Here is a 13,606-nt window from a genome sequence, read left to right on the forward strand (position 1 = left end):
CTCAGCGCCGCTCCGGACATCCCGTAACGCGCGGACAATCAATGTTGCGCGCGCGTCATGGCGAGAGCGGACAGTTACGCAGCCGTCGGCGAAAAGGAAAGGGGGATTGTTGATATTCGTAGCTGTTACGGCAAGGCGGGCATCCGGGCCGGTCAATAGCTGCCGTTGGTGACGATCACTGTCGCGCCGAGCGTTGTCGAGGGGAGCGGGATGAAGGTGGCGTAGCGCATGAGCGGCGACCCGCTCATGTCGTAGCTAACCTGAACCTTGAACTGCCCTATGCCGTCTGGCGCGGCCTGAATGTCGGCTGTCCCTCCCGAAGAGAGCAGTGCGCCATAGCCGTTGATGACGGCCTGTGCGCGGGTGCGGGCCAGTGTGGCGCGTTCGCTGGAGGAAAGCCCCGCCATCGCGGCGCGCGCGCCCTCCGCAGCGGCATGGCGGACGCCGAGCAGGGCCGAGAACCAGAAGGAATAGATGATGATCGCGAAGATGAGCATCAGCAGCGCTGGAGTGACGAGCGCGAATTCCAGCGCCGCGATGCCTTTCTGACAGTGGAGGAGCCGGGACGCGGGGGCGCGGCTCCTCCTGCGATGGGCTTTCATCGGGGGTTTAGGTGACGCTGTTGAACAGGGACGTGAAGGCGCCGTCCAGCGCTGCGGTGAAGTCGCCGCGTAGTGCAGAGATGGCGGCTACGACCACGCCGCCCAGCACGGCATATTCCACGGCGGTGAGGCCCTTTTCGTCGCGCGCCAGGCGCTTCATGAACTTTCGTGCCACATCGATGATCATCGTCATTCTCCTTAAATCCCTCCGGTCATGATCGGCGGCGCGTGGAGGGGATCGCGCCGCCGGTCTCCTTTAAATCAGCACCGGCACACCGCACCGGGCGCCCGTGACCCATACGGTCGCATGGCCAAGCTGGATGCCGAGCGCGGCGAGCAGATTGTCGAGCAGTGGATCGGCGGTGTTGCCGATGAGCGCGGCCAGCGGGGTGGTGATCGCGCCGAGCAGCTGGGACCGCGTGGCGCTTGCGTCGCAGACCGGCCAGATGCAGAGGTTGAGCGGCTTCACCTGAAGGCCGTTCGGGCCGCTGAGGCTGTTGGTGAGGGACGTTAGCAGTGGCCCCGTTTGCGACCCGTTGCCGATGGTGGCGGGTGTTCCGGGCGTGCCGGGGCGGCCAATCGTCCCCTGACCGCCCGGCCCGAAAAGCAGCGTTCCGCTATTGCCCATCACCGGCTGCGCGACCGCGCGGGCGTCGGCGGTGATGAGGTTGAGGACGCTCAGGATCCGCGCGGGCGCTATGTCGCTGGCGGAAAGCGGCGGCATCGGGCGGCTCATGGCGTTGGCGGGCGCCTGGCCGATATAGGCGTTGACGAGGCCGGAGCTGGCCAGAATGCTCACCCGGCTGTCGCGCGCCTGCTCCGCCGTGTTGGCGCAATCTATGGCGCTGACGTCCGCTCGGGCTGCGGCGACGTCGATAAGCAAGGGGACGGATTCGACGCCGATCCCCAATATGTTGAGGTTGAGGCCAAGGTTCAGCTGCAACCGTAGCGCCGATGTGCTGGCGCTGGTCTCGCCCGCTGGTCCGAAGGAGAAGCGCGGCCTGTCGATGGGGCCGGTGGCCACGGCGGCGAGGCGGATCGTGCTGCCCGATGCGAGGCGGCTGATGGCGTCGGACAGGTCGATGCTGCCATTGCCCGCCTGAACGGCGAAGGCGAAAAGCTGATAGGCGTTGAGCCCTGCGCGCAGGCCGGGTTGCTCGTCCGCCTCGCCGACGGGCATATTCTTCCATACGCCAAGGCCGAACAGGCCCTGCAATGGCACGGCGTAGCTGTTGCTCACCCGGCCTGCGACGAGGGTAAGGGTGGCGGCGGTGGCTGGTTGGTCGGCGGCGCTTGCCGCCGCCAGCATCAGGTCGCGCAATCCCACGCTGCGGCTGGTCAGGGTGCCATAGCTGCCCGTTTCGCCGACGCGCTGAGCCAGTGCGTCGAAGAAGCGGCCAGCATCGACATAGCCGCCCATAAGCGTCTGGACGTCGCTGGCTCCCAACTGCAACTGGATACCAAGCAGCCCGCCGAGCAGGTCGTTGACGCTGTTCACCAGCGCGTTGGTGACGGTGAGGATGCCGGAGCTGACGCCTACGCCTGCTTCGTCGATGCGCGCGGCGGTGGCGGTGGCGGCGAGTTCGGGGATGGGATTGGCGCCACCGAGGACGCGGGTGAAGAATTGACGGCTCGGATTGCCGGTGCGGATGCGGATGGCATTGGGCTGGCCATTGCCGGGGCAGCGCGTGAAGCTGGCGTCGAACCGCTGGGGCGCGGAAAGGGCCGCGTCGGCGCAATAGCGGCCAAGCTCCACCGAACGCAGGATAGCGGGATCATAGCCGTTGCGGATGAGGCTGTCGCGTGCGCGCGCCTCTGCTTGCGCGGGATACATGGCGGCGGCGAGGGCGGCGCTTTCCGTGGCGGCGCGCAGGTCGCGGCTCCCGGCATAATAGAGGCCCGCGTCCAGAGCGAAGCCCATCGCCCCGACCAGCACGGCGCCAAATGCCGCGACCATCGGCACCACGGCCGCGCGCCGGTCGTGCCACAGGGGATGGAGGCGGCGGAGCAGCATCATGGGAAGGTGGGGGCGTCCTGATCGGCGGAGCGGGGCAGACGTTGGCCGATGGATTGTAGGTAGCGGTTGCGGATGACCTCAGCTTCTTCCGCGCTGAGGCCGGCGCTTTCTTGCGCGCGGGGTGGTGAGCGTAGCTGCCATTCGATCACGCGGCGTGCCTGATCGGCCTCAGGGAGCGTGGGGGCGGAAGCCAATAGAAAGCAAAGGCAGAGCATCAGCGGTCCTTTGGTGCGGGGAGACGAGCGGCTTGCGCGGCGATCTGGCGGCGGAGGGCGTCACGCTGAGGCTCATCGCGGATGGTGGAGAGGAGGGTTTCCGCCTCGGCATTTTGACCGGCTGCCTTCAATGCGAGCAGGAGGTTGTTGCGGATCACTGGGGTGCCTGGCGACAGGTCCAGCGCGCCGCGCAGGCTTTCCACCGCTTCCGCTGCTAGCCCCGCGCGTAGCTGGGCGAAGCCGAGGGCGTTGCGGAGCATGGGGTCGGCGGGGCTTGCCTGAACCGCTTGGCTGTAGGGCGCGATGGCTTCGGACCAGCGTCCGCGCGCAGCGAGCAGGTGGCCGCGCACTGCGCTGCCGCCGCCATCGGGGAGCGCTGCGGCTGCTGCTTCGGCTCCATTGAGATCATTGAGATCTAGCAGGCTGTTGACGCGCAGGATGCGGGCGTCGCGGTCGCCGGGATAGCGGCGGTCGAAATCGTCGAGATAGGCGATGGCGGCGCGGGGCCTGCCATCGGCGCGGGCCTGATGGATGAGTTGCAAGTAGAGGTTGCGGGTCGCGCCGGACGTGTCGGCGGCTGCGAGGAGCAGGGGGAGGAGCCACATCATCGTGCGCTCGCCCGCAATGTGTCGAGGATGGCGACCACGGGAGGCCCGCCCAGAACGATGAACAGGGCGGGCATGAAGAAGAGGATCATCAGCACGACCATGCGCACGGTGATGCCGCCCATCGCTTCGCGCGCGCGGGCGACGCGGCGCTGGGTGAATTCACGGGCGAATTCGCGCAGGGCGGGGGCAAGCTCTATCCCCTGAAACATGGCCTGGCGGAACAGGGCGGCGAGTTCCTTCGCGCCGCTGACCGCTACCCGTGAGGCCCAGCGGTCGAGTGCCAGTTCGTAGCGCATGCCCCGGTCTAGGTCAGTGACGAGCAAGCCGATCAACTGCCCGTGGTGCGGCACCGCGACCTGTTCGTCGCGGGCGATCGAGCGGAAGCATTGGTCGAGCGATACGCCGCTTTCCAGCATCATCAGCATGAGGTCGAGCAGGAAGGGAAATTCGGCGGTGATCTTTCTTGCCCGCCCGGAGGCGAGCAGATTCAGCGTTTGGCGCGCGCCCACGAAGGCGAGTCCTGCGGCGATGATGATGAGCATCGGGCGGGATAGCCAGCCGCCCCAGGCGACGCGGCAGAGGAGGGCGGCCAGCAGCGCGGTTAGCAGGGTTGCGGCTAGGCGCAGCCAGAGGAAGTGGTTGATGGCGCGTGGGTCTTGATAGCCTGCGAGCTGTAACTGGCGTTCGAGGCTCGACCGGTTGCGGCCTTCGGCTCCGAGTATGGTGGGTAGGCGCAGCGAGGGCTTGGCTTGTCCGATTGGCGTAAACCGGGCGAGCCGTGCCTCCAGCCGTCGATCGGCGATCAGCATCCGGCCGCCGAGCAGCGCTATGCCAATTCCGATGAGCGCCATGAGGAGGCAGGCGAGGAGAAAGGCCGAGGGCATCAGAAGGCGAGCCTCATCACCCGGCGCATGACCAGCATGCCTGCGATCTGAAGTCCGATTGCGATCACAGCCATGCGGTGGCCGCGCGCGTCGTCGAGGAAGAAGTCGATATAGGCGGGGTTGGACGCCATCAGGAGCGCCATCGCGACGATCGGCATGGCGATCAGCACGCGGGAGCTGACCTTGGCTTCGGACGTTGCGGCTTTCAGTTCGCGCGCGATGCGGATGCGTTCGCGCAGGATGGCGGACAGGTTCGACAGCACCGCGCTGACGGGGCCGCCATAGCGCATGTTGGTGCGGATTGCGGCGGCCAGCATCGACATTTCAGGAACGCGCAGGCGGTCGGCGAGCTGCTGCATTGCCTCGCTGACCGGGGCGCCGAGTTCGAGGCGGCGTGCGGCTGGCGCTAAATAGCTGCGGACGATGCCGGGTGCGTCGGTGAGCGATCGTTCCAGCGCTTGGGGCAGGGAGCTGCCGACTGCCTGCATCTGGCGCACGGCGTCGATGTAGAAGGGCAGCGCTTCGATGAGGGCGTTCACGCGGCGCTGAGCGCGCGACCTGATCCACAGGAACAATAGGGCTAGCGGGAGCGGTAGCAGGATGACCGTCATCACTGGGCCGGTTGCCAGCAATGTGGCGAGGGTGAACAACGCCATGCAGCCGCCGAAGATGCCTATCGCGCGCGTGGTGATCTCCAGTTGCGCGCGGGCCAGCAGTGGCGCGGCGAGGCTGGGGACGGTCAGGCGGACGCTTTGGCGGGATGCTGGGGCGTCGCCGGGCGCGATTGCCGCCAGCCGCCGCGACAGCCGCGCCTGTTCCCGCATGCGCAGGGTCAGCAGCGGGGAGGCCGTCGCCGCTAGCGTCAACAGCGCGAGCAGGAGGAACGCCGCCGCCTTCATACTATGCCTTGCCGGAAGGGGGCGGGCGCATAATCGCGCAGGCGTGGGGCGAAATGGGGGCGGGGCGAGTGGCTGCGAAATTCGCCTATGCCAGACATGGCGGGCTGTTCGTGAAAGCTGAACAGCTCGTTGAAGGAATAGGCTTCGCCCTCGATACCGGTGACTTCCGTCACGCCGGTGACGCGGCGGCTGCCGTTCGACAGGCGCTGGATATGCACCACGACATGGACGCTGCTGGCGATGAAGCGCCGGATCGCGCGGATGTCATTCTGCACCCCGGCAAAGCCCATCAGCATTTCGAGACGAGCGAAGGCGTCGCGTGGGGAATTGCCGTGCAGCGTCGCCATCGATCCGTCGTGGCCGGTGGACATGGCTTGCAGCATCTCCACCACCTCGACTCCGCGCACCTCGCCCAGGATGATGCGGTCGGGCCGCATGCGCAGCGCGTTGCGGACGAGTTCGCGCGCGCTGATCTCGCGATTGCCATCGACATTGGGAGGGCGGGTTTCCAGCCGGACGACATGGTCCTGCCGCAACTGTAACTCGGCGGCGTCCTCTATGGTGATCAGCCGCTCGCAATCACTGATGAAGTGCGACAGCATGTTGAGCAGGGTGGATTTGCCCGCGCCCGTACCGCCGCAGATGAGGATGTTGAGCCGCGACCGCACGGCGGCGGCTAGATAAGCGGCCATTTCGGCGCTCATCACCTGGCGGTTGATGAAATCCTCTATGCCCAGCGCCTGCATCCGAAACTTGCGGATGGACAGCATCGGGCCGTCGAGGGCGACCGGCGGGATGACGATATTGACGCGGGACCCGTCGGCAAGGCGCGCGTCGACATAGGGGCTGGCTTCATCCACGCGGCGGCCGATCGGGCCGACTATGCGCTGAATGATGTTCATGAGGTGCGCGTCGTCGCGGAAGCGCCGGTCGACCTTCTCCAGCAGGCCGCTGCGTTCGACATAGATGGTGCCGGGGCCGTTGACGATGATGTCATCGATGCTGCCGTCGCGGAGCAGTGAGGCTAGCGGGCCGAGCCCGGCGACTTCGTCCTCCACATCCTCGATCAGCAGCAGCCGTTCTGCTGAATTGAGGGCGAGTTGGCCGCGCCTGCTGCGGCTGGTGATGACCTGTTCGATTTCGGTGCGGAGGGCACGGGCGCCCAGCGTTTCGGCGGTGCTCCCGCGTGCTTCCAGCTGTTCGATGACTTGCGCGCAGGTCTGGGCCATGACGGCCTGATAGCTGTCGCTCATCCGCTGGGCGGCTGGCTGCGCCACTGGAGCGGGGCGGGCGGCGCTGCGCGGCAGGCTGGTGTCGAAGAGCAGGCTCATGCCGCTGGTTCCACCGGGCGCTGGAGCAGGCGGCGGAGGCGTTCGAGGCTCTTGGACGAACGCTGCGGTTCGATGCCGCAGGCGGTGCGGATGGCGCGCATGTAGCGGTCTGGCGTGGCCTCCATGGCGAGCGGGCGGCCCGCATTCAGGGCATTGCGCATGCGTATTTGGTCGATGGGGAGCGGTTGGGTGCTGCTGGTACGCAGGATGTCGCTCATGCGGCGGCTGTCCAGCAATATGGCGGGCTGATGATCCCAGACGAGCAGGCGTGTGCGGGCGAGCGTGGCTTCATCCTCGCCGATGCGGTCGAGCAAGCGGCGGCAGGCGTCCATTTCGCGGATTGATTGCGCGCAGACCAGTTCGATGCGATCGGCGAGCGAAGCTAGCGTGCGCAGTAGGCCCGGATGGCGCAGGCTGCCCGCGCAGAGGATGAGATCGCCGCAGCAGGCCCGCAACAGGCGGACGAGCGCGGCTATGTCGGCTGGCGCGATGCCCGCAGGTTCGGTGCCTGAGCCGCCGTCCAGCGTGAGGAGCATCAGGCCGCTTGGCTCATGCCGGGCGAGGGCGCTTGACAGCAGGCTTGCGTCCAGCCGCTCTATGTCGGCGATGGCTGAGGCGATGCCGTAGTTTACCGGGAGGTCGAGATAGGCTTCCGCCGCGCTGGTCGGCATGGTGAAGTCGATCAGCAGCGTAGAGGAACCGGCGCGGGCGCGGCTGATCGCCATGTCGGTCGCGACCATTGCGGCGGCTTCGGCATCTGCGCCAAGGACCAGCGTCAGCCGTCCCCCCTTGCCATGATCGGCGGTTGAGCGGTTGAGCAGGCGTCCGAGAATGGTGGCGATTTCGTCACCCTCTGCCGCACGGGGGATGACATCGTCGGCGCCGGAACGGATGGCGTGTAATATCTCGTCCGCGCCTGTGTCGCCGGTGACAAGCACGATCGGGCGTCCGGTCGCGCCTTCGGCCACTGCCGACAGGGCTGTTGCTATCGAGCGTTCTGGAGGGATTGCGTCCCGATCCACCAGGATTACGCAAGGCCCCTCGACGATATCCGGCGTGACTGCTTGTGCCAGCTCGACGGCCGCGCGGCCTTGCATGGCTTCGCCGATCCGCGCGGCGAGGCTGTGATCGACCGATAGGAGGATGATGCGCGCCATGGTCATGGCCTCACCACGCCGAAGGGGACGACCGGGTCTTTGGTGTCGAGCAGCGATCCGGGCAGTGCGGGCACGTCCTTTGCCTGCACCGGCCCCACTAGCCGGGGCGTCGCGACGATCACCAGCTCCTGCCGCTCCTTCTGCGTCTGCTGGCGGCGGAAGAAGGCGCCGATCACGGGGATGTCGCCGAGCAGGGGTGTCTTTTCTCGTGTGGTCGATTGGCTGGAATAGCTGAGGCCCGCGATCACGAAGCTCTGGCCGCTGCCCAGTTCGACCGTGGTCTCTGCCGAACGGCGGCGCAGGCCGGGCACGACATACCCCTGCAACTGGACGCCGCTATTATAGTCGAGTTCGCTGACTTCCGGCGCGATTTTCAGTACGATCTGGTCGGGCGACAGGACAAAGGGCGTGACGGACAGGCGGACGCCGAACTCCTTATATTGGATGGAGATAGCGTTGCCATTTCCCGACGCTTGCGGCACGGGCACGGGGATCTCGCCGCCCGCGAGGAAGCTCGCCTGTTCGCCCGAGCGGACGAGCAGGGTGGGTTGGGCCAGCAATTCGGACAGGCCGTTGGAGGAAAGGGCGCTCAGCACCGCGTTGATGCCGCGATTGGGGGCGGACAGGAACAGGTTGAACGCATTCTGGATTGGCACGCTGGCGTCGAGCGAGGAGCCGCCGGGCGAGAAGCTGGCGCTCTTGAAGCTGCTGGGGGAGACGACCGCGCCCTGAATGTCGCCGCTGAGTTTGGAGAAGTTGAAACCCAATGCCTTGAGCGTGGAGGAGGATACGGCGGCGAATTGCACATCGACGGCGACGACCTGTTCGCCAGCGATGATGCGGGGGCTAATGAGCGCGCCCGGCTCCCGCGAGCTTGCGGGGGAGGAGGACACGGCAAAGCGCGTTTCCGCCATCAGCGACCCGTCGCGGCCGAATATGCTGATCGTGGTGGTGCCTGCGCCTATTCCGGTGACGCTCAAGGACCGGGCGGTTGGCGCGGCGACTGATATGATGTCGTCGCGATCCACCTCTATCCGGCCGATGGGGCGGGGGTAGGTGAGCGTGCGCTTCTGCTGGATCGACAGCGACCTTTGATCCTGTGCCTGGGCGGGAGGTGTTGCGGCGAGCGCCACTGCGAGGGCGAGGATGAGTTTCAACGGCGGGCGCTCCCCGAATAGATGGTTTCGCGGCGGTCGCCGATGACCAGTTCGATCGGTTGGCGGGGGGTAGGGGCGATACGGGCCTGCGCGGCCACGGGCGCAGGGCGCGCGGGTAGGGCTTGGGCGAGCGGGGCGGGATCGGGACCGTTGGAATTGGCTGGTGCGACCGCGACCTGTTCGCTGTCCACCGGATTGCGAAGGGAGAGCGTGAGCGCCCCCGTGCTTTTCGCCAGCGACAGGATGGAGACCTGCCGCGGATCGAGTGCCAGTGTCACGGTTCGGGCGGGCGGTGGCGGGGAGGATAGCTGGTCTTTCCTCCCTGATGCTGGCGTCGTACCGAGGACCGCCTCACCCACGGCGAGCACTTGAACCATCTGGAGCAATGTCTGGGCGCGGCTGCGGCCTGCGCCGCGCGCGCCGCTGATGGCGTCGGCGCCGGGATAGACGACCTGCACGTCCACGCGGTCGCCGGGGCGGACGAGGCCCGCCACCGCGATTTCGGCCGTGGTGTCGATGCTGATCGCCCGCATGCCGACCGGCACGCGGATCGCGAGCTTTTCCTCGCCGCCGACCGCGTCCCTGGGGATGAGCGCGCCTGCGGCGATGGCGCGAGTGGCGACCTTGCCGATCAGTTCGGCTGGCGTGGCGGCGGCGGGATGGCGAGAGGGGTCAGCTATCGCATTGCGGATCATGGCGGCGGTGATCGTCTCGCCCGTCCGGATCGGGCGGGCGGCGGATGCAAGGATTACGGGTTGGGGGGATCGACTGTCCGCTGCCGACCGGATCGGTGGGACCGTCGCGGCTGATGACCGCTGCATTTCGCGAACGCCCAGCAGCAGGAACAGCATGGCGGCAACCATGCCCGCAACCATCATGATCCTGGCTTTCCACCCCAATTGCATCAATTCCCCCCTTGATCTTGCGTCCACGCAAATCGCCCCGCATCGAGGCAAGACCCTGTAGCTTCGGGGAATCTATGCTTTATCGGCGGCCGAGGGGACTGGAGATGCCGCCGATTTGATGGGACCAGAGGGGTAAAGATTGCCCGGCGTTAACTTCTTCGCCCGGCATTTGCGTGGCGCCGCGCGCGCAAGGGCTTTTTTTGCGCGTGATCGACCGCGCGAAAGGTTCAATTTGGCGCAATCTCTCCGGATCGGAGCTTCGCTGCGGCCTCGTCAGTGCGCCAGCAACAGCGGGACATGGGCCTCGCGCAGCATCGTGCGGGTCACGCCCCCGAAGACGAGTTCGCGCCAGCGGCTGTGCCCGAACGCGCCCATCACCATCCAGTCGGGCTTCAGCACATTGATCGCGGCTTTCAGTGTCGCCTCTACGGTGCGGCCATCCTGCGGCCATGTGTGGAATTGCGTCTTGACGCCATGGCGGGAGAGATATTCGGGCGCATCGGTCGCGGGGAAGGGGTATTTGCCCGCCTCCTCAACGGTCACCACATCCACTTCTGCGGCATGCTTCAGCAGCGGTACGGCCAGACGGAGCGCCGCCGATGCCTCGCGCGATCCTTCCCAGGCGACGAGCGCCCGGCCCTTGATCATCATGCCCCGTGCGTCCTCCGGCACGGCGAGGACCGGCGTGCGGCCGCCCATCGCCAGATCGGCGGCGAGATGCAAAGGATCGCTCATTTCGCGCCGAGGGCCAGCGGGCAGCGTCACGATCATGAAGTCGCATAAGGCGGACGCTGAAAGCAGGCCGTGAACGATGTCGCCATCGACCTGCCGCCAATCCCAATTCACGTCTTCGCGTTGCAGCCGTTGTTCTACCTTAACACGCATGCGCGCATCGATCTGGTGCAGTTCGGCCATGATCGCGGGGGCGATGGACGCCCCGCCATAAAGATCCCCGGCGACAAGGTTAGGCATGGAGGTGACCTGTACGCAGTGGATATGCGCGTCGAGCGCGCGGGCAATGTCACTGGCGGCCTGGAGTCGGCTCTCCATGGCGCTATCGTCGTGAATGTGGAGCAGAATGGATGTCATCGCACCTCTCCATGCTCTTAAGACCGCGAAAATGGTCGCCTTCTTATACCCTTCTTTGCCCATCGCGGTTAATAGCATTTATGCTATATATCCAAAGGCGGGTGTGGACGTCGTGCGCCGGGAAGGCGCATCGGCGAATGGGGGAAGCATCATGCCTGGAATCTTTTCAGCTTCAAGACTGTGGCGCGATCGTGGAGGCGCTACGGCTGCCGAATACGCGCTTTTGCTGGCCATCATCGGCGGCGGGATGGTCGGGGCGACCTGGCTGTTGGGGCAGGCGGTAGGCAGTCAGATGAACCAGCAGGTAGCCTTGTTCGCATCATCCGCAGGGAGTAGCTCGACCAGTTCGTCAAGCTCATCCAGCGGCGGATCGAGTGCTGGTGGCGGCTCATCGACCGGCGGAAGTAGCTCCAGCACCGGCGGAGGTGGCACCACGACGACGAGCACTGGCGGGACTACGACGGGTGGCACCAGCTCGGGCAATGGAAGCTCCGGAAATGGCAGCTCCGGCAACGGGAGTTCGGGGAACGGCAGTTCCGGGAATGGAAGCTCGGGCAACGGCAAAAAGTAAGGCGTCGGGAGCGGAGCGAGGAGGCTCGCTCCGCTCGCTTCGACAGAGTTCGCGGCGGGAGGCGCGCATGGCCAAGGTGCCCGCGTCCCGCAGGCAGTTTATCGTGAAATATCCGGATGGTCAGGAATAATTTTTACAGTCATTCAATTTTGTAGGACTATTTTTGCCGGCTCGCGCGTATTATATTCGTAACATGACTACTGCGGCGGGAGTCGTCAGTGACGAAAAGCGAACTGTTTTCGAGCTTCACGCGGAATTTTGACGAACGGCGTCAAGCCGAGATGTCGATTGAGGATTATTTGCTGGGGTGCCGCAATGATCCTTTGATGCATGCATCAGCACCGGAGCGCCTGCTGGCGGCGATCGGCGAGCCGGAGATCATAGACACGTCCCGTGATCAGCGGCTCGGGCGGATCTTCATGAACCGCACCATCCGCCGATATAAAAGCTTCGCCAATTTCTACGGCATGGAAGCGACGATCGAACATATCGTCAGCTTCCTGCGCCATGCCAGCCAGGGTCTGGAGGAGCGCAAGCAGATCCTCTATCTGCTCGGCCCGGTCGGCGGCGGTAAGTCCTCGCTGGCCGAACGGCTCAAGGCGTTGATGGAAACGCACCCCATCTATGCGCTGAAGGCCGGGGATGAGATCAGCCCGATCTTCGAAAGCCCGCTGGCCCTGTTCGACGCGGAAACGCACGGCGCGTTCATCGAGGAAAATTACAGCATTCCCCGCCGCCGCCTGACCGGCATGATCAGCCCATGGGCGCGCAAGAGGCTGGACGAGTTTTCCGGCGACATCTCGCAGTTCAAGGTCATTCGCCTGATGCCTTCGCGCATGCGGCAGATCGCCATCGCCAAGACCGAGCCGGGCGATGAGAATAACCAGGACATCAGCTCGCTGGTCGGCAAGGTCGACATACGCAAGCTGGAGATGCTGTCGCAGAATGATCCCGATGCCTACAGCTATTCGGGCGGCCTTAATCGCGCAAACCAGGGGATGCTTGAGTTCGTCGAGATGTTCAAGGCGCCGATCAAGATGCTCCACCCGCTGCTGACCGCGACGCAGGAGGGCAATTATATCGGCACCGAGAATATCGGGGCCATCCCCTTCAACGGCATCATCATGGCCCATTCCAATGAATCGGAATGGTCGAATTTCAAGAATAACAAGAATAACGAAGCTTTCATCGACCGTATCTATGTCATCAAGGTGCCCTATAGCTTGCAGGCGACCGAAGAACGGCATGTGTATGAAAAGCTGCTGAGGGAGTCTGACCTCAGCAAGGCGCCCTGTGCTCCGGGGACATTGGACATGCTGGCGCGTTTTTCTGTCCTAACGCGGTTGCGGGAGCATGAGAACAGCAATCTCTATTCCAAGATGCGCGTCTATGATGGCGAAATGCTGCGGGAGATCGATCCGCGCGCCAAGAGCATGCAGGAATATCGCGATGCCGCCGGGGTGGATGAGGGTATGTCGGGCACATCGACCCGCTTCGCCTTCAAGGCGCTGTCGGCGACCTTCAACCATGACAGCAGCGAAATAGCCGCCGACCCCGTCCACCTCATGTATGTGCTGGAAGGGATGGTCCGGCAGGAACAATTCCCTGCCGATGTGGAAGCCAAATATCTGGAATTCATCAAGGGCGAGCTTGCGCCGCGCTATGCCGAGTTCATCGGCAACGAAATCCAGAAGGCTTATCTCGAAAGCTATAACGACTACGGCCAGAACCTGTTCGACCGCTATGTCGCCTATGCCGACGCGTGGATCGAGGACCTGGATTTCAAGGACCCGGACACGGGGCAGCTTCTGGACCGGGAAATCATCAACCAGGAATTGTCCAAGACCGAAAAGCCCGCCGGGATCGCCAATCCCAAGGATTTCCGGAACGAGGTGGTGAAGTTCGCGCTGCGCATGCGGGCCAGCAACGACGGACGCAATCCCAGCTGGACGAGCTATGAGAAAATCCGCGAAGTCATCGAAAAGCGGATGTTCAGCCAGGTCGAGGACCTTCTGCCGGTCATCAGCTTCGGGTCCAAGAAGGACGGCGACACGGCGGGCAAGCATGACGAGTTCGTCGCGCGGATGATCGAGCGGGGCTACACCGAACGGCAGGTCCGGCGGCTGGTGGAATGGTATATAAGGGTCAAGCAGGCCGGATAAACAGATGGA

The 13,606-nt window shown here is 65.0% G+C and carries 13 protein-coding genes; 1 reads left to right on the forward strand and 12 read right to left on the reverse strand.

Annotation, left to right across the window (positions count from 1 at the left end; translation table 11 throughout):
• Window positions 1-152: 152 nt before the first annotated feature.
• From ACWNC0_RS00410 to ACWNC0_RS00465, 12 genes are all read right to left on the reverse strand, one after another.
• A complete protein-coding gene (locus tag ACWNC0_RS00410) occupies window positions 153-602 on the reverse strand; it encodes a TadE family protein (RefSeq protein ID WP_449468803.1) in 450 nt (149 codons plus the stop codon).
• 7 nt (window positions 603-609) lie between these two features.
• Window positions 610-789 (reverse strand): Flp family type IVb pilin, encoded by a 180-nt coding sequence (locus ACWNC0_RS00415; protein ID WP_449468804.1) that lies wholly within the window; start codon window positions 787-789, stop codon window positions 610-612.
• Between the two features lie 69 nt (window positions 790-858).
• Window positions 859-2,619 (reverse strand): TadG family pilus assembly protein, encoded by a 1,761-nt coding sequence (locus ACWNC0_RS00420; RefSeq protein ID WP_449468805.1) that lies wholly within the window; start codon window positions 2,617-2,619, stop codon window positions 859-861.
• 214 nt (window positions 2,620-2,833) lie between these two features.
• Complete coding sequence (locus ACWNC0_RS00425; protein WP_449468806.1) at window positions 2,834-3,442, reverse strand: tetratricopeptide repeat protein; 609 nt, start codon at window positions 3,440-3,442, stop codon at window positions 2,834-2,836.
• Complete coding sequence (locus ACWNC0_RS00430) at window positions 3,439-4,326, reverse strand: type II secretion system F family protein (protein ID WP_449468807.1); 888 nt, start codon at window positions 4,324-4,326, stop codon at window positions 3,439-3,441. The genes ACWNC0_RS00425 and ACWNC0_RS00430 overlap by 4 nt, the downstream gene beginning before the upstream one ends.
• The gene (locus tag ACWNC0_RS00435; RefSeq protein WP_449468808.1) at window positions 4,326-5,225 is read right to left on the reverse strand and encodes a type II secretion system F family protein; all 900 of its coding nucleotides are present in this window, start codon (window positions 5,223-5,225) and stop codon (window positions 4,326-4,328) included. Before ACWNC0_RS00435 ends, ACWNC0_RS00430 begins: the two co-directional genes overlap by 1 nt.
• Complete coding sequence (locus ACWNC0_RS00440; RefSeq protein WP_449468810.1) at window positions 5,222-6,556, reverse strand: CpaF family protein; 1,335 nt, start codon at window positions 6,554-6,556, stop codon at window positions 5,222-5,224. Before ACWNC0_RS00440 ends, ACWNC0_RS00435 begins: the two co-directional genes overlap by 4 nt.
• Window positions 6,553-7,713, reverse strand: a complete 1,161-nt coding sequence (locus ACWNC0_RS00445) for an AAA family ATPase (RefSeq protein ID WP_449468812.1) — start codon at window positions 7,711-7,713, stop codon at window positions 6,553-6,555. Before ACWNC0_RS00445 ends, ACWNC0_RS00440 begins: the two co-directional genes overlap by 4 nt.
• Before the next feature lie 2 nt (window positions 7,714-7,715).
• Window positions 7,716-8,870 carry a type II and III secretion system protein family protein gene (locus ACWNC0_RS00450; protein WP_449468813.1) on the reverse strand — a complete coding sequence of 385 codons (1,155 nt, stop codon included), beginning with the start codon at window positions 8,868-8,870 and terminating at the stop codon, window positions 7,716-7,718.
• Complete coding sequence (cpaB, locus tag ACWNC0_RS00455; protein ID WP_449468815.1) at window positions 8,867-9,775, reverse strand: Flp pilus assembly protein CpaB; 909 nt, start codon at window positions 9,773-9,775, stop codon at window positions 8,867-8,869. The genes ACWNC0_RS00450 and cpaB overlap by 4 nt, the downstream gene beginning before the upstream one ends.
• Window positions 9,776-10,048: 273 nt before the next feature.
• Window positions 10,049-10,864: a universal stress protein gene (locus ACWNC0_RS00460; protein WP_449468816.1), complete on the reverse strand. Its 816-nt coding sequence runs from the start codon at window positions 10,862-10,864 to the stop codon at window positions 10,049-10,051.
• Window positions 10,865-11,152: 288 nt separating this feature from the next.
• On the reverse strand, window positions 11,153-11,347 hold the full coding sequence (locus ACWNC0_RS00465) for a hypothetical protein (protein WP_449468818.1): 195 nt from the start codon (window positions 11,345-11,347) through the stop codon (window positions 11,153-11,155).
• A gap of 306 nt (window positions 11,348-11,653) precedes the next feature.
• On the opposite strand from ACWNC0_RS00465, the gene ACWNC0_RS00470 reads away from it, so the two are divergent.
• On the forward strand, window positions 11,654-13,597 hold the full coding sequence (locus tag ACWNC0_RS00470; protein ID WP_449468819.1) for a PrkA family serine protein kinase: 1,944 nt from the start codon (window positions 11,654-11,656) through the stop codon (window positions 13,595-13,597).
• Window positions 13,598-13,606 lie beyond the last annotated feature (9 nt).

Source organism: Sphingobium chungangianum (genome assembly GCF_977014255.1).